At 59.6% G+C, this 15,636-nt stretch carries 15 protein-coding genes; 8 read left to right on the top strand and 7 right to left on the bottom strand.

Features of this window, described 5'->3' with window-relative positions:
- Window positions 1-142: 142 nt before the first annotated feature.
- Genes UM93_RS06725 through UM93_RS06705 form a run of 5 tightly spaced genes read left to right on the top strand, consistent with a single transcriptional unit; the run spans window position 143 to window position 5,931 of the window.
- Window positions 143-940, top strand: coding sequence for an NUDIX hydrolase (locus tag UM93_RS06725; protein WP_234399394.1), 798 nt, complete (start codon window positions 143-145; stop codon window positions 938-940).
- Window positions 937-2,229 carry a quinolinate synthase NadA gene (gene nadA / locus UM93_RS06720; RefSeq protein WP_045074545.1) on the top strand — a complete coding sequence of 431 codons (1,293 nt, stop codon included), beginning with the start codon at window positions 937-939 and terminating at the stop codon, window positions 2,227-2,229. Before UM93_RS06725 ends, nadA begins: the two co-directional genes overlap by 4 nt.
- The gene (nadB, locus tag UM93_RS06715; protein WP_045074544.1) at window positions 2,226-3,809 is read left to right on the top strand and encodes an L-aspartate oxidase; all 1,584 of its coding nucleotides are present in this window, start codon (window positions 2,226-2,228) and stop codon (window positions 3,807-3,809) included. The genes nadA and nadB overlap by 4 nt, the downstream gene beginning before the upstream one ends.
- A 36-nt stretch (window positions 3,810-3,845) precedes the next feature.
- A complete protein-coding gene (gene nadC, locus UM93_RS06710) occupies window positions 3,846-4,730 on the top strand; it encodes a carboxylating nicotinate-nucleotide diphosphorylase (RefSeq protein WP_045074543.1) in 885 nt (294 codons plus the stop codon).
- A gap of 34 nt (window positions 4,731-4,764) precedes the next feature.
- Window positions 4,765-5,931 carry a cysteine desulfurase family protein gene (locus tag UM93_RS06705; RefSeq protein ID WP_045074542.1) on the top strand — a complete coding sequence of 389 codons (1,167 nt, stop codon included), beginning with the start codon at window positions 4,765-4,767 and terminating at the stop codon, window positions 5,929-5,931.
- 34 nt (window positions 5,932-5,965) lie between these two features.
- Here the strand turns inward: UM93_RS06705 and proS are convergent, their stop codons facing one another.
- The 4 genes from proS to UM93_RS06685 all read right to left on the bottom strand — a co-directional run bounded on the left by proS (window position 5,966) and on the right by UM93_RS06685 (window position 9,597).
- Window positions 5,966-7,390, bottom strand: coding sequence for a proline--tRNA ligase (gene proS, locus UM93_RS06700; RefSeq protein WP_045074541.1), 1,425 nt, complete (start codon window positions 7,388-7,390; stop codon window positions 5,966-5,968).
- A gap of 74 nt (window positions 7,391-7,464) precedes the next feature.
- Window positions 7,465-7,953, bottom strand: a complete 489-nt coding sequence (locus UM93_RS06695) for a GtrA family protein (RefSeq protein ID WP_052663663.1) — start codon at window positions 7,951-7,953, stop codon at window positions 7,465-7,467.
- Between the two features lie 52 nt (window positions 7,954-8,005).
- Complete coding sequence (locus UM93_RS06690; RefSeq protein ID WP_045074540.1) at window positions 8,006-8,647, bottom strand: DUF1684 domain-containing protein; 642 nt, start codon at window positions 8,645-8,647, stop codon at window positions 8,006-8,008.
- A gap of 17 nt (window positions 8,648-8,664) precedes the next feature.
- Entirely contained in the window at window positions 8,665-9,597 is a 933-nt protein-coding gene (locus UM93_RS06685) for a metallophosphoesterase (RefSeq protein ID WP_052663662.1), read from the bottom strand.
- Between the two features lie 109 nt (window positions 9,598-9,706).
- On the opposite strand from UM93_RS06685, the gene UM93_RS06680 reads away from it, so the two are divergent.
- Both UM93_RS06680 and UM93_RS06675 read left to right on the top strand, forming a co-directional pair.
- Window positions 9,707-11,071 carry a M20/M25/M40 family metallo-hydrolase gene (locus UM93_RS06680; RefSeq protein WP_157874113.1) on the top strand — a complete coding sequence of 455 codons (1,365 nt, stop codon included), beginning with the start codon at window positions 9,707-9,709 and terminating at the stop codon, window positions 11,069-11,071.
- A 24-nt stretch (window positions 11,072-11,095) separates the two neighbouring features.
- A complete protein-coding gene (locus tag UM93_RS06675; protein WP_045074539.1) occupies window positions 11,096-11,899 on the top strand; it encodes a transglutaminase-like domain-containing protein in 804 nt (267 codons plus the stop codon).
- A 19-nt stretch (window positions 11,900-11,918) separates the two neighbouring features.
- Here the strand turns inward: UM93_RS06675 and UM93_RS06670 are convergent, their stop codons facing one another.
- Genes UM93_RS06670 through UM93_RS06660 form a run of 3 tightly spaced genes read right to left on the bottom strand, consistent with a single transcriptional unit; the run spans window position 11,919 to window position 13,984 of the window.
- Entirely contained in the window at window positions 11,919-12,446 is a 528-nt protein-coding gene (locus tag UM93_RS06670; protein ID WP_052663661.1) for a GNAT family N-acetyltransferase, read from the bottom strand.
- Window positions 12,447-12,449: 3 nt separating this feature from the next.
- Window positions 12,450-12,896 carry a MarR family winged helix-turn-helix transcriptional regulator gene (locus tag UM93_RS06665; protein WP_045074538.1) on the bottom strand — a complete coding sequence of 149 codons (447 nt, stop codon included), beginning with the start codon at window positions 12,894-12,896 and terminating at the stop codon, window positions 12,450-12,452.
- Complete coding sequence (locus UM93_RS06660; RefSeq protein WP_045074536.1) at window positions 12,893-13,984, bottom strand: LLM class flavin-dependent oxidoreductase; 1,092 nt, start codon at window positions 13,982-13,984, stop codon at window positions 12,893-12,895. Before UM93_RS06660 ends, UM93_RS06665 begins: the two co-directional genes overlap by 4 nt.
- A 124-nt stretch (window positions 13,985-14,108) precedes the next feature.
- On the opposite strand from UM93_RS06660, the gene UM93_RS06655 reads away from it, so the two are divergent.
- Complete coding sequence (locus UM93_RS06655; RefSeq protein WP_045074535.1) at window positions 14,109-15,578, top strand: MFS transporter; 1,470 nt, start codon at window positions 14,109-14,111, stop codon at window positions 15,576-15,578.
- The last annotated feature ends 58 nt before the right edge of the window (window positions 15,579-15,636 follow it).

The following is a 15,636-nucleotide window of genomic DNA, read 5'->3' as shown; positions in this document are numbered from 1 at the left end:
CGAGGGTATCCGACGGCGCGGCTAGTCTTTTGAGTCGAGGCAGATTTGCTGCTGAGGAGATCGAGGTCTAAGATCAGTTATAGTCGTTTTGACTATAACTGACTAGAACTGACTAATTGATCGATTGGTTGATCGTGGGGAGGTGAGCGCAGCGCCAGAAACTCAAAGTTCAGCAGCCCGGTTGGTGCATTATGCCAGCGGAGCTAATGTTTCCGAGCGCTCCGCTGCTCCGCCGTCGCTAGCCATTTCAACAGTTATTTTCGCGCTCAGACCGAGCGAAAGCTCGGGACGTCCCACCTTGTGGCTGCCCTTGGTCAGGCGAATCAGGGAGCCGTTCAAGGGGCTTTGGGCGCTTCCCGGCGGACCGCTCAGCCACCACGAATCACTGGTGGACGCGGCCGGGCGGAACCTGCTCGAGACCACCGGTCTGCGGCCACGGTTTCTCGAACAGCTTTATGCTTTCGGCGGCCTTCAGAGGTCGACAGCGAAGAGTGTGACCGCCCAGCGAGTTGTCTCAATCGTTTATTGGGCTTTGGTGCAAGCGACCGAAGCCCAAATCACCAAATGCGATGAGAATGTCAGCTGGATCCGTGCCGATCGGCTTCCTGAGCTGGCTTTCGACCATCAAGAGATTGTCGAATATGCGCTCTGGCGGTTGCGCAACAAGATCGAATATGGCTCGATTGCCTATCACTTCCTAGGTGAAAAGTTCACCTTGGCTCAAGTCCGCGAGGTCTACGAGGCGGTATTGGGCAAGCAGCTCGATCCGGCCAACTTTCGCAGGCAGCTCAAGGCGACGGTGGATATTGAAGCCACCGACGAATACCTGCAAGGTGGCAAACATCGTCCGCCCCGGCTCTACCGCTACACCGGAAATACCGAGATTTTCAGCCAGAACCAGCGTGCTTCGGCACCACAAGATATCGAGGGAATATCGTGAGTTCAGTTAATACCGCCATCCAGCTCTCAGTTCGTGGTGCCTCCAAGGAGTCGACCTGCGGTACCGATCTGGCTAAAGGGCCGTGGGAATTCGACTTGAGCGCCGCCCTCGAGGGGGTGCCGAGCTATGGTCCAGGTGCCTCACTGGCCGATCAGGCACCGAGCAGCACCCCACAGCAGATTCAGATTCCGCAACAATACAAGGATGCCTCGGAGCAAGAGCTAGACGAGCGAATCCTGGCGGCCAAAGCCACTCTCGGCGATCGGGTGGTGATTCTGGGGCACTTCTACCAGCGTGATGAAGTGATCAAATACGCTGACTTCGTGGGTGATTCCTTCCAGCTGGCCAATGCCGCGAAGTCGAAACCCGAAGCCGAAGCCATCGTGTTCTGCGGGGTGCACTTTATGGCGGAAACCGCCGATATGCTCTCCGGCCCCGAACAAGCGGTGATTCTGCCTAATCTGGCGGCGGGCTGTTCAATGGCCGATATGGCCGATATCGAATCGGTTGAGGCTTGTTGGGCTCAGCTGGAAGAAATTTACGGCGATATGACCGCCACCGATGCTGAGGGTAAAGTGCCGGTGATTCCGGTGACCTATATGAATTCCTCGGCGGCGCTCAAGGGATTCTGCGGCGAGCATGGTGGCATCGTTTGCACCTCATCCAATGCAAAAACCGTGCTGGAGTGGGCTTTCCAGCGCGGCCAACGGGTGCTGTTTTTCCCCGATCAGCATTTGGGCCGGAACACCGCGAAGGCGATGGGCGTGCCCTTAGAACAGATGCCGATGTGGTCGCCGCGCAAGCCCTGGGGTGGCACCAGCCTGGAAACGTTGCAAGATGCCCGGGTGATTCTCTGGCACGGCTTCTGCTCGGTGCATCGCAGGTTCAGCGTCGCCCAGATCGACCAGGCGCGGGCCGAGTACCCGGGAGTTCGGGTGATCGTGCATCCAGAATGCCCGATGCCGGTGGTCGACGCCGCCGACGAGTCAGGATCGACTGATTACATCGTCAAGGCTATCCAGGCTGCACCGGCGGGCACTACTTTTGCCATTGGAACCGAGATCAATTTGGTAAATCGGTTGGCCGAAGAATATCCGCAGCACACCATCTTCTGCCTCGATCCGGTGATTTGCCCGTGTTCCACGATGTATCGGATTCATCCGGGTTATCTCGCCTGGGTGCTTGAGTCCCTGGTGCAGAAAACCGTGGTCAATCAGATCCGGGTGCCTGAAAATGTTGCGGTGCCAGCTCGGGTGGCGCTCGAGCGAATGCTAGCAGCCAAGCCATGAAAACCCCGCAGCGGGTCGTGGTGGTGGGCAGTGGCCTGGCCGGCCTGACCTCGGTACTGCACCTGGTGGCGGCTGCCGCGCCGCTTGAGATTCAGCTGATCACTAAGGCCGAGCTAGGCGAAAGTAATTCTCGCTACGCCCAGGGCGGTATCTCAGCGGTGCTGCCGGAAGGCGCTACTGAGATCTCACCGGAGCTCGGCCTGGCCCGACGCAGCCCGGGCGATTCAATTGCCGCGCACATTCAGGACACCATGATTGCCGGTGCCCAGATCAACGATCTCGCCGCGGTGCGGCAGATTTGCGAATCGGCGGCCGGAGTGATTGCCGACCTGGTGAACCACGGGGTCGGGTTCGACACCGTGCAGGACGAAAGTGGTGAGCACTGGGCGCTGGGCCTGGAGGCCGCGCACAGTTACCCGAGAATTCTGCACAGCGGCGGAGATAGCACCGGGGCGGGCATTATTGATGCGCTAAAAATCGCGGTGCGCGCCTTAGCCGAGGATCGGAGGCTGGTTTTAAGGGAGAATACCGAACTGGTCGAATTGATCACCGAAAAGGGCAAAGTCACGGGTCTTAGCATCATCGAACCCGGTGGTGAGCAGCGCGAAATCAGCGCGGACGCGGTTATTTTAGCCACCGGTGGTGGCGGCCAGCTCTACGCTCAGAGCACTAACCCAGCGGGGGCAACCGCTGATGGCTTGGCCATTGCCTGGCGGGCTGGTGCGGTGGTCAAAGACCTTGAGTACTACCAATTCCATCCGACTCTGCTGGTGCACGACGAGCCCTTCATGATTTCCGAGGCCGTGCGCGGCGAAGGAGCCGTGCTCTGCAATGAGCGGGGCGAACGATTCATGACGGCTCAGCATCCGAATGCCGAGTTGGCGCCGCGGGATGTGGTCTCACGCGGTATTGCCCAGGAGCTTGCACGCGGTGGCCAAGTATTTCTCGATGTCCGCGGCGTTGCTGCGCAACAGGGCGAAGGCTTCCTTGCCCGCCGGTTTCCGGGCATCGCGGCGGCGCTCGCCGCCCGGGGCTACGACTGGGAAACGGAGCTCTTACCGGTCACCCCCGGTGCACATTACTGGATGGGCGGGGTGGCCACCGACTTACTGGGCCGGACCTCGCTGCCCGGTCTTTTCGCGGCGGGGGAGCTGGCCTGCACCGGAGTACATGGCGCAAACCGCTTGGCCTCGAATTCCTTGCTTGAAGCCGCCGTCTTCGCGGCTCAGGCGGTCAACGAAATCTTGCACGGCGATTCAGCCTGGCCGGTCTTCGAAGCTGAGTCCCTTGAACTACCAACTGGCCATCAGCCAATGGAGGTAGCTCAATTGCGTGCCCTGATGATGAGCAACGCCGGGGTGGTGCGGGACGCTGCAAACCTTGAAGTAGCGGCTAAGCAATTGGCCCAGTGGTCGGCCAGCGACTCGCAGAGCTCACGGTTGCTGACCGCTGCGAGGCTGCTGGTCGCCGCCGCCTTGCGGCATGAAGGATCGCTCGGCGCCCACTGGCGTTCGGACTTTAGCGAGCAACCCGGTGCGAGCAGCCGCAGCTTCGTCAACGCGAGCGCTGAGCTCGACTAAATCTCACCCACCGATAACTGCTGGAAAGGCCTTGCCGTGACCGATATTTTGCCACTGAGTCGCACTCAGATCAGCTCGATTGTGCTCGCCGCTCTCGCCGAAGATGCACCTTACGGCGATCTCACCTCGCAACTGCTGATCCCCGAATCGGCCCGTGCCACAGCCTGGCTGAACGCGCGTGAGGCCGGAGTGTTCAGTGGCACCGGGGTCTTTGAGGCAGCGATGACTTTGACCGATCCGACGATCAGCGTGCAATGGCAGCTCACCGACGGTGAAAAGTTCGGCGCCGGCGCACAACTTGCCCGAGTCGCCGGGCCGGCGCGGGCGCTGCTCACCGCCGAACGGGTGGCCCTTAACCTGGTGCAGAGGATGAGCGGGATAGCCACCCTAACCGCACAGTACGTGGCGGCTGTGGCCGAGACCGGAGCAACAGCCCGAGTGGTGGATACCCGCAAGACCACCCCGGGCTTGCGGGCAGTGGAGCGTTTCGCGGTGCGTTGCGGTGGCGGGCATAATCACCGCTACAGTCTCTCCGATGCGGTGATGGCCAAGGATAATCATCTGGCCGTGCTGACGAGGGGGGATAGCAGCAAGCTAACGGCTGCGCTGCAGACACTGCGTCCCCGGCTCTCGCACACCACGCATCTTGAGGTTGAGGTGGATCAAATCGAACAGATCGAGCCGGTGCTCGCCGCCGGGGTTGACACTATCTTGCTCGATAACTTCAGCCTTGAAGAACTACGCGAAGGTGTGAAACTCATCAACGGCAGGGCCCTGGTGGAAGCGAGCGGCAATGTCCGTTTGGATACCATTGCGCAGATCGCGCAAACCGGTGTCGATCTGATCTCGGTGGGCGCGCTGACACATTCGGTGCGAGCCTTGGACCTGGGGCTCGATGTAGAGATTGAGCTTGAGCAGTGACCTCGGCACACACTGAAGCTGAGGCGAATGCGGCATGATTTTTCTCGATGCTGCAGCCACCACCCCGGTTCGCCGGGAGGTCATCGAGGCGATGTTCCCCTACTTGACCGGTAGCTTTGGCAACCCCTCTAGCCATCATGACCTTGGTGAGCAAGCTGCCGCGGCTCTCGAACAGGCCAAAACGCAGATTGCTGAGTTGGTGGGCTGCCGACCGGGAGAAGTGATTTTTACCTCCGGTGGCACCGAGGCGGATAATCTCGCGATTAAGGGCATCGCGCTGGCGCGCAGACAGCTCGACAAAACACGGAATCGAATCCTCATCAGTGCCATTGAACACCCGGCAGTGATGGAATCAGCCGAGTTTCTGGCCCGTGTGCATGGCTTCGAGGTAGATGTTATTCCGGTGCATCGTTCGGGTCTGATTGATAGTGCCATTTTCGCCGAAAAACTAGGGCCGGACGTCGCGCTAGCTAGCGTGATGTACGCCAATAACGAGATCGGAAGCATTCAGCCATTGGCTGAGCTAGCCGAGTTGACGACTGCGCATCGGGTGCCGCTGCACACTGATGCGGTGCAGGCCAGCGGCTGGTTGAGCCTGAATATTGCCGAGCTCGGTGTTGATGCGCTGAGTCTTTCGGGACACAAATTCGGGGCGCCCAAAGGAGTAGGTGCGCTGATCTTGCGTTCGCGGACCCTGGCTGAGCCTTTGATTCACGGCGGCGGGCAGCAGTCAGGGCTGCGCTCCGGCACCGAGAACGTGGCTTTTGCAGTGGCTCTGGCCTGCGCCATTCAGCTCGCCGAAGCGGAGCGTGCTGAAGCCTTTAGTCGAGTCTCCGGACTGCGGGACGACTTCATCGCCGCGGTGCAGAGTCGGTTACCGCAGGCCCTGCTGACCGGACCAAGCGGGGAGGCCAGACTGCCGTCGATTGCCTCCTTCTGTTTCCCCGGCACACACGGTGAATCAGTTCTCCTAGAGCTGGAACGGCGTTCCATTATCTGCTCTTCGGGCTCGGCCTGTGCTGCCGGATCAGCTGAACCTTCGCCGGTATTGCTGGCATTAGGAATTTCTGCCGAACTCGCCCAGACCGCGGTCCGGTTCAGCCTGCCGAGTTCGGTGACCAGGCTTGAACTTGATCAGACGGTCGAGGCACTAGTGCAGGCGGTAACTAAATTAGCCAAGCTCGGTGGCGAGGCTCGGTAGCTCACTGCTCAGCGAGACAATCGCGCCCAGAAGGTCAGTAACTGCGGCCGACAATAGCGATCAGCTCTGAGTCGTGGTCTTCATCTCCCGGCACTGTGCCTTCCCGGGTCTGCAGACAGCGGACGCTTACTGCTTCCCGGTTGAGCGCTTCTTCGCCTTCCTCACCGAGACGCTGCCAAGGGATTCGAGCAAATCCTGTTTTGGCGGCCTCCAGCGCCTCAGCCACCGACGCCGCTTCGACGGTGCGCTCAGCTAGTCTTTGGCGGGCAGTCTCGATCATCTCAGTGTGCATGCTCTCCAGCAGAGCGAGCACAGTGGTATTAATCTCAGCGAGCTTGACCGTCTGCTTCGCGCCGCCGTCGCGCCGCACGATCGTCGCCTCACCCTGCTCAAGATCGCGAGGACCGACTTCCAGACGCAGCGGAACGCCCTTGAGCTCCCACTCGGTGGCCCGCCGGCCGAAGCCCTGCGTGGTCCGATCATCGAGCCGGGCGCGCACTCCTGCTGTGGTCAGTTCGCTAACCAGCGAGGCCGCGGTTGTCAGCGTCCGCTCGTCATCTTTAACCGCGAGCACCACAATCTGTACCGGCGCGACGCGGGGCGGTATCCGGATTCCCTGCTCGTCGCCGTGCGCCATGATCAGTCCGCCGAGCATCCGCGTACTGGAACCCCACGAGGTCGTCCAGCAGGTTTCGAGCTGGCCCGAGGCACTGGTAAAGCTGATATCGAAGGCCTTTGCGAAGTTTTGCCCTAACTCGTGACTAGTGGCCATCTGCAGCGCCTTACCGTCGCCCATCATGGCCTCGCAGGTCATCGTGTTAATGGCTCCCGCGAACCGTTCACGCCGAGACTTTACGCCGACGAGTACCGGAATTGCGAGCACGTCCTGCAGGAAATCGCGGTAAACCTCGAGATGAATCCGCAGCGCGTAGGCATTGGCATCTTCACGGCTGGCATGCGCGGTGTGGCCTTCTTGCCACAGAAACTCCGAAGTGCGCAGGAAGAGGCGCGGTCGCATCTCCCAGCGCACCACATTCGCCCATTGGTTCAGCAGCATGGGCAGATCTCGATGCGACTGGATCCACTTAGACATCAACTCGCCAAACAAGGTTTCGCTCGTCGGCCTGACCACCACAGGCTCAGCCAAATCCTTACCACCAGCGTGCGTGACTACTGCCAGCTCGGGGCTGAATCCTTCGACATGTTCGGCCTCCCGCTCCAGGTATGACTGCGGAATGAACAGCGGTAGATAGACGTTCTCGGCGCCGGTTGTCTTGATCCGTCGATCAACCTCTGCCTGCATACGTTCCCAGAGTCCGTAAGCATACGGTCGGATCACCATAGTGCCGCGCACCGGACCGTTCTCAGCCAGCTCGGCCTTCTCCAAAACGTCTTGGTACCAGCGGGGGAAATCAGCCTTGGGTGAGGTGAGCACACTCGCCCGATTGTTAGTCGTCACCAGGCTATGTTAGCGGCCGCGCCAAGTTCAGTGATAGCTGATGGGAGGTGAATCGGCGCTTTAGCCCGTCAAATTTATTTGGCAGCCGATCCCCGGCTTCGAACCCGTCGGAAGATCCAGTAGCGCAGCAGCAAGAAACGGCTCAGCGCGGCCAAAACGTTAGCGGCGGTGATGGTCAGCACATCTTCGAAGACAGTGGGGTTCGGATTAATGGCGTGCAGTAGCCAGAGACTTGAGCTGGTCAGTAACAGGGCAAGTAGCATCACCCAAAGGCCGCGTCGATGGTCTCGGAACCAATGCTGTCTCTCCTTAATTGCCCAGCTGTGCCGCCGGTTCAATTCGGTGTTCAGGATTGAGGTCAATACCAGCGCAATCAGATTCGCCCATTGGCTGCCGGTGAAGGGCCGTAGTCCGGCGAAAATAGCCAGGGACGCTGCGGTGCAAATTGCCCCGACAAAAAGGAAACCGCCGATCTGTCGCCACAGTCCAGCAGCCGGTGCCGATTCGGCAGCAGCTTGCGGGGGCTTGGTGGCCGGAACAGTATCGGCGACAGACTTTGTCATAACTCTTAAACTCTGACAGCTTCCCCAGCCGCTGCCAAATATTGGCTTGATTTCAGCTGAGAAGTTCACCGACCGGCACGGCAGCCTCAAGTCGATTGCCCGGTCCAGGCAAGGGGCAAGCCCATCGCTCGTCATAAGCGCAGGAAGGGTTATAGGCGAAGTTGAAATCCACCACTAAGCGATGGTGCAACGGAGACTGGTTGCTGACGGTCCCTAAGTAAGCTCCCTTAATGGTGTCCAGCAGATAACGTCCCCCACCATAGCTGCCTCCCGCCTTTCCGGAACTGGCATCACGGAAGGGCAGGAACAGTCCGCCGCCGTAACCGCAGTGTCGCCAGAGTGAAAGCTCGCCGAGGCCCTCGAACTCCAGGCTGCCGAGACACTCGAAATGCACCACGCCATCCGTGCCGGTTCGCTGCTGTAAGGTCTCACCACGTCCTCGTTCGGTTAGTGCTGCTTCGAAACGATACGCCGGATCGTAGTCAGCATGACGCAGCCCGCTCAAGCTGCTCTTCGCTGTCTTGGGTAACGCCGAAGCCGGGTGTGTGCGAAAGAGCTCATTGCGCCGCTCCAGCCAATATTGGTGCGCTGCCGCGGGTTGCTCGGCCGCCAACTTTCGCACTCGGGCGTACAGCTCAAAAGTCTGTTGACGCCAATCGGCGGTCTGCACTGCGGTTGAAAAATCAGCGAGCATCTACTCAGCCTAGATCGTTATTCGGCCAGGTTATTGTCGGAGTCCTCAAAAGCTTCTATTTCGGTCGGGCGGACCGAAATTTTGCTGGAAACTTCGGCCACTTTTTCAGGTCCCCAATCGAAGACTGCAGGAATCTCCGTTAGCTGCAATGGCAGCTGGCGGACCCGAGCCGACTGTGCCGTAGGAGCCGAGCTGAAGAGCGTGATGAGCTGCGCTCCACTGGACCGCAAGGCTCGTTCATGCCCTTCGGGGGCGAGCACGTCGTTGATATTCACTATTCCTGGGGCAACCAGCACCGGGATGTGCTGCTCACCCAGCGAGTCGCTGAGGGCATGGTGGTAATGCCCGGAAAGGATCAGTCGAACGTCGCTGCCACGCAGCACCGCGGCCAAATCGTCCGGATTCTGCAGTTCAATACCGTCGTGCAACGGGGTTACCGGTTGCACCGGGGCGTGATGCACAATGAGCACCGTGCCCGCTTCGGATGGATTGCTGAGTTCCTCGGCCAACCAATCGAGCTGACCACGATCCAGAAAACCATGGGTGCGGCCCGGGACCGACGAATCCAGGGTAACCACTCGAAAGCCAGCCAGAGTGCTGCTGCCATAGATCGGCAGCTGGCCACCGTCGTGCTCCGGCTGCGCGGCGGGATGCCCGTTGCCAAGAACCTGCCAAAACCCGGGGCGCTCATCGTGGTTGCCCATCGCATAGACCACCTGGGCACCGCGATGCTGAGCGTAGTCTTCGGCCAGTTCCCGCACCTGCCGATAAGACTCGACGCTGCCGTCATCGGAAACATCCCCGGAGATGACTAACAGGTCAAGTGAATCCACGCCGCGCAGCGCGCGTAGCGCATCCAAAAGAGTCTGCCGAGTATCCACCACGCCGCTGTGCAGGCCGTGTGAGAGCAGATGCGTATCGGTGAGGTGCAGAATGCTCAGGGTGCTCATCTAGCTATTCTCCCCCGAGCGGCTGACAATTTGGCAATGACGAAGCGCTGTCCTCCCCGGGCCACTAGGTTCACTTATTGAGAGCCGGGTGGCGCGATAAACTCCGATCATGGCAGCGGAACAGCGGAATAAGTCTGAAGATCAACTGACTCAACGAGCAGCGCAGAATCTCAGCACCTTGATCGGATTTAGAACTGTCTCTCTTCCCGACTGGCAACTGGTCGAGCAAGCAGAATTCGATGCTCAGCGGCTGGCGCTGGAAAAGATGTACCCGCTGACGCACAGCAGTCTGGAACGAGAGCGAGTGGGGCGCAACGGGCTGTTATTCCGCTGGCCGGGCAGCCGCTCGGGAGCGTCGCGGACCCTCGTGCTGATGGCCCACCTCGACGTGGTTCCGGTTGATCCAGACGACAGCTGGCAATACCCGGCCTTTGCCGGGGTGCAGGCTGAGGGCTATCTCTGGGGCCGCGGTGCCTTGGACGATAAAGGCAGCGCGGTGGCAATTTTCGAGGCGGTGGAGTCTTTGCTGGCACAGGGATTTCGCCCGGATAGCGACGTCTATCTCTCCTTCGGCGCCGATGAAGAGGTGGGCGGCGAGGACGCTGCCGCTGCGGTTGAACTGTTGGCGGAACGAGGTGTCCAGCCCTGGCTGGTCGTGGACGAAGGGGGAGCGGTGGCCGGGCAGGCTTTCCCGGGTGTGAGCCGCGATGCGGCAATGATCGGGGTGGCCGAAAAGGGGGTTTTGAATGTGGCGCTGCGCTTCAAAGATCCGGGCGGACACTCCTCAACTCCACCGCAGGGTGGCGCTACCGCGCGGCTGGCCCGGGCGATCACCCGGCTTGATCGGCACCCATTTCCGGTCGAACTGCACCCCGAGAGCGCCAAGATGCTAGAGCTTTTCGCCGCCGAGATGTCCGGGGCCGCTCGCGGGCTACTGAGCCGCGCCCGGCGACTACGCTGGCCGCTCGCCCGGCTGTTGCCATTTTTCGGCCCCGAAGCGTCAGCCGTGGTGCGAACCACCACAGCGGTCACCCAACTCAGTGGCAGTAAGGCGGCCAACGCGCTCGCTGCCAACGCAAGTGCCACTGTTAATTTTCGAATCGCGGTTGGCAGCAGCGTCACCGAAACCCTGCGACGGCTTCGCCGGATCATTAATGATTCCAGCGTGCAGATTGAAGTGTTGGAGAGCGCTGAACCATCCCAGGTCTCAGCTTCCGACGGTGAGCAATTCAATCTGCTCCGGGAAACAGTTCATGAGGTGTTTCCCGATGTCCTGGTGGCGCCGTATCTTGTGATGGCGATGACCGATTCCCGGCATTTTGACAGGCTGAGCAAATCAGTGTTTCGCTTCGCGCCGTTTCGAATGAGCGCCCAGGAACGAAGTGCCCTGCATGCCGCCAACGAGAGAATATCGCTGGATACGCTGGCCGAAGGAGTGCGGTTCTACCGAACCTTGTTGGGCAAGCTTGGTTAGTGGAAACTCACATAGACTGAGGCGGTGCGCAGAACCGTCACTTCCCATTTGCTCTTCAGTACGCAACCACAAACCTCTTTTGTCTTAGCGATTGCGGTAGCTGATCGCGGCTATCGCTCGGTGCAGGAAGAAATCAGCATCGAGGGCGCAGGTTCTCAGCTGAGCTATCGGGAACTACCAGATCAGCACGGTGGTCGATTATTTGCCGCTGAGGTTACCGAGCCCACTGAGGTCCTGGTCAGCTACCGGGCTGTGGTGGAGGGCGTCGCCGCAGCCGAAGAAACCAGCGAAACCGACTTGATTCGCTATGTTCGACCAAGCCGTTATTGCGAATCAGACCGCTTGCTGCCCACCTCTTACGCCGAGTTTCCCGGCTTGCGAGGGCTCGCCTTGGTCGACGCGGTGCGGCTTTGGGTGGCGAGAGAACTGCGTTATGTCAGCGGATCATCGAGCCCCACCGATAGTGCCGTACAGGCGCTACTTGCACGACGCGGGGTCTGCCGGGACTTCGCTCACCTTGCGGTTTCCCTGCTCCGGGCCAAGGACGTGCCGGCCCGGCTTGCCGCTGTCTACGCGCCCGGGCTCACCCCGATGGACTTCCATGCGGTGGCCGAAGCTTGGGTGGACGGACAGTGGCTGGTTGTCGATGCCACCGGCTTAGCGCCACGTGAATCCATGCTGCGGATCTCGACCGGCCGGGATGCCGCTGACACCGCGTTTCTCTCTACGGTCGGTGGTTCGCTCACGCTCAAGGAAATTAAGGTAGGCGCGGTGATCGAGGGGGAACTGCCGCCGGAGGATGCCACCGCCTTAGTTAGCCTGCGTTAGGGCTTTGCTTGCTTAACTTTCATTGCTTAGGCTCAGCCGATCCAAGAATTTTTTGAAACAGCACGAGCTCAGTTCCGCCGTCCTCAGTCAGCCGATCAAATTCCGCGAATCCCGATCGGACCGCAACCGCGAGGGAGGCAAGATTTTCCGGTTCAACCTTAATGATCGCCGTTGTCGCACCGAGTCGGCCGGCGTAAGCGCAGGCGAGGCACACGGCCCTACTAGCTAGTCCCCGGCCCCGGAATCCGGGGTAGAGCCCATAACTGATGTTTACCGCGTGCTCAGGCAGCCCAGCTTGCTCGAACTGAATCTCCAGGGTGCCAGCTAATACGGAGTCCTCACGAATACCGAAAGCTAGTATTGGGCCGCCCCGTTCCCAGTGCTGGAGACTTCTTCGGATGAATGCCTCAACGGTGACCGAGGTACCCACCCCACCATTGAGCCAGCGCACCAACTCAGCATCCTCGCCCGCTAGATGGGCGGCCGCATCCTGCAAGCTGAGCGCCGAGAGCACTAGCTCACGATCTTGCAGGACGGCCGGTTCCACTGATTACTTCCGCTGTTTGGCGGTGGCTTTGAGCTTATTGCTGAGCCGGATCAGCTCACGCATTTCGGCTTCGGTCAAACTGGAGCTGAACAGGCAGTGGATATCGCGGGCGTGCTCACGTCCCACTGTCTTCTGTAACTCGAGGCCCTGTTTGGTGAGCCCAACTTCTACACCACGCCGATCATCCTCAGCCACTCTGCGCTGAATCAGGCCGCGGGCTTCCAAACGCTCCACCAGCCGGGAGATACTCGGCTGAGTCAGCAGGCTGTGTTTATTCAGCTCATTGAGCCTGACCCAGCCGGTGGGGCAATTGGAGAGTGTGTAGAGCACATCGTATTCACGCACGCTGAGCTTCTTGAACACTGGGTCGGTCTGCAATTGCCGCAGCACCGTAACCTGGGCTCGGAAGAAGGACTCCCAGCTCTGCACACTCAATTTCACGTCGTTCATGACTCCACTGTAACTTTCTGGGCCGCAGCTTTGCGTGCGGCGAAGGTTGGCCCATCGGGGACGTGAGCCGGTTTCTTAGCGGCAAATTCCTTGCGCAAGGTGGGAAGCACCTCAGAGCCGAACAGATCCAGCTGCTCGAGCACTGTTTTGAGCGGCAGGCCGGCATGGTCCACCAGGAACAACTGCCGCTGATAATCGCCGAAGAATTCCCGGAAGGTCAAGGTCTTCTCAATCATCTCCTGCGGGCTGCCGACCGTGAGCGGTGTCTGCGAGGTGAAATCCTCCATCGAGGGGCCATGGCCGTAGACCGGGGCATTATCGAAGTAGGGCCGGAACTCCTTGATTGCATCCTGCGAGTTCTTGCGGATGAAGAACTGTCCGCCCAGTCCGACAATTGCCTGATCAGCGGCGCCGTGTCCATAGTGTTCGTAACGCTCACGGTAGAGACCGATCAGCTGTTGGTAATGCTCTTTGGGCCAGAAGATGTTGTTCGCGAAGAACCCATCGCCGTGATAGGCGGCGATCTCCGCGACCTGAGGAGTGCGGATGGAGCCGTGCCAGACAAAGGGGGCGACGCCGTCGAGCGGTCGAGGGGTGGAGGTGAAGCCGTTCAGCGGGGTGCGGAATTTGCCCTGCCAATTCACTACCTCCTCGTCCCAGAGCTTGCGCAGCAGCGCGTAGTTTTCCACGGTTAGTTCGACGCTGTCCTGCATACTCTTGCCGAACCACGGATAGACCGGGGCAGTGTTGCCGCGACCTAGCACCAAATCAACCCGGCCGTCAGCCAGATGCTGCAGCATGGCAAAGTCTTCGGCGATTTTCACCGGGTCGTTAGTGGTGATCAATGTTGTTGTGGTGGAAAGGATGATGCGTTCAGTTTGCGCGGCGATATAGCCGAGCATCGTGGTGGGTGAGCTAGGCACGAACGGGTGGTTGTGATGTTCCCCAGTGGCAAAGACATCCAGCCCTACTTCTTCGGCGTGCTTAGCAATGGTGGTCATCGCCTTGATGCGTTCGAACTCGCTGGGGGTGGTGTTATCCGTGGGGTCTGTTGTAACGTCTCCCACAGTGAAGATGCCGATTTGCACGATTCGGTCCTCTTTCCGATAGCTAAAAATAAATACGTTTGCATCTATTATCCATGAGAACCGGACTCGCAGCGGTTGTATTCCCGCGGCCCAAGCTGGCGTTGGAAACGATGAGGGGATCGCAATGAAGATGCGGTTGGCAGGGAAAACGGGCTTGCTCGGGGGAGCGGGCGCGATCGTCGGTTTTTTGTTTTTGGTCGAGATGACTTCGGGCATCTTGCAGGGGTACTACACGCCCCTGCTCACCGATATTGCCCGGCACCTGGGCATCCATGATGCCGACGTGAACTGGTTTGAAGCAGCACAATTACTGGTCAGCGCGCTAGTTGTTCCAGCGCTAGCAAAGCTTGGCGATATGATTGGGCACCGCCGAATCCTGCTCATTTCCACTGCGCTGACCGCGCTGGCTTCCTGGGGTGTTGCGCTCGCACCGGATTTCTGGACCTTTTTGATTGCTTGGGCCTTCCAAGGGTTCTATGTGGTCTGGCTGCCCTTGGAGATCGCGCTGATCTATTCGCGCAGTCAGCGTAGTGAGGACCCAGCTGGATTGACCCGTCGGGCCGCCGGAATTCTGGTTGCCGGGCTTGAGCTAGGCGTTATCCTCGGTGCGCTCAGCAGTGGCATGCTGGGCGAGGTGTTGGCCGGCAAGTTGTGGCTGACACTGATGATTCCGGCGATCTGTGTAAGCCTATGCTTCGTGGTGATTTGGCGAGGCGTTCCGGAATCGCCGACGCGGGCTGGCGGTCGGCTCGATGGTAATGGTTTACTGCTGATTAGCTTCGCGCTCCTGCTGATCACCGCTGGTCTTACCTTTATGCGAATCAATGGCCCTGGCACCTGGTGGGCGTGGCTGGCGATCCTGCTGGGAATGGTTGTGTTGTATGTTTTCACTCGTTATGAACTGCACCAGGATGACCCGCTGGTCGATATTAGGCTGCTCCGTCAGCCCAGCATGTGGCCGGTGCAGCTAACCGCCTTCCTCTTTGGCGTTTCGGTACTGGGCGCTCAAGCTCCGTTATCAACGTTTGCCAGAACCAAGCCGGAGGAGGTGGGCTACGGTCTTGGCCTGGGTTCAGGACTGGTCTCGATACTTATCGGGGTCTATGTGCTCTCACTCTTGGTCGGAGCTTTGATCTTTCCTTTGGCCGTGCGTCGGAGCACGCCGCGGATCACCCTGATCGGAGCGGCGCTATTAGTAGGTCTTGGCTATCTGCTTTTCCTACCCTTGCATGCCACGCTATGGCAGCTGATGTTGAATATGTTGATCGCCGGCTTGGGTTCCGGTGCGCTGGTTGCGGCGTTGCCCTCGGCAGCAGCTGCGGCTGCCCCCTTGACTCAAACCGGGATGGCTACCGGGCTAACCAATGCCACCAAAACCCTCGGTGGCTCCTTCGCCTCCTGCGTTTTCGGCATTGCGCTAGCTAGCCAAGCCTTGCAGGCTGTTGAAGGTCAAAGCCAGACCGCAGGATCGTTGAGCGGTTATCTGCTGGTCTGGGCCGTGTGCGGCGTGACCGGAATTCTATCCGCAATTGTACTATTTTTTGTGCCAAAATTGGCGTTTAGCGGCACGATTCAACTTCATGAAAAAGTCTAGTGCGGACCGCTTTCTGCTGCGTATGATTGGCATCCTAAGAGAATAAAATCGCCTTGGG

Origin of the sequence: Psychromicrobium lacuslunae (assembly GCF_000950575.1) — a bacterium.
Classification (GTDB): domain Bacteria; phylum Actinomycetota; class Actinomycetes; order Actinomycetales; family Micrococcaceae; genus Renibacterium; species Renibacterium lacuslunae.
Note: the sequence above shows the minus strand (reverse complement) of the source record. Positions and strands in the feature narration are given on the sequence as shown.

Bases quoted from the DNA above. Each gene is read 5' to 3' on its own strand.
- UM93_RS06665 (WP_045074538.1), bottom strand. From the start codon at position 12,896: ATGAACGACGTGAAATTGAGTGTGCAGAGCTGGGAGTCCTTCTTCCGA.
- UM93_RS06685 (WP_052663662.1), bottom strand. From the start codon at position 9,597: ATGAGCACCCTGAGCATTCTGCACCTCACCGATACGCATCTGCTCTCA.
- UM93_RS06695 (WP_052663663.1), bottom strand. From the start codon at position 7,953: ATGACAAAGTCTGTCGCCGATACTGTTCCGGCCACCAAGCCCCCGCAA.
- UM93_RS06655 (WP_045074535.1), top strand. From the start codon at position 14,109: ATGAAGATGCGGTTGGCAGGGAAAACGGGCTTGCTCGGGGGAGCGGGC.
- nadB (WP_045074544.1), top strand. From the start codon at position 2,226: ATGAAAACCCCGCAGCGGGTCGTGGTGGTGGGCAGTGGCCTGGCCGGC.
- UM93_RS06680 (WP_157874113.1), top strand. From the start codon at position 9,707: ATGGCAGCGGAACAGCGGAATAAGTCTGAAGATCAACTGACTCAACGA.
- UM93_RS06690 (WP_045074540.1), bottom strand. From the start codon at position 8,647: ATGCTCGCTGATTTTTCAACCGCAGTGCAGACCGCCGATTGGCGTCAA.
- UM93_RS06705 (WP_045074542.1), top strand. From the start codon at position 4,765: ATGATTTTTCTCGATGCTGCAGCCACCACCCCGGTTCGCCGGGAGGTC.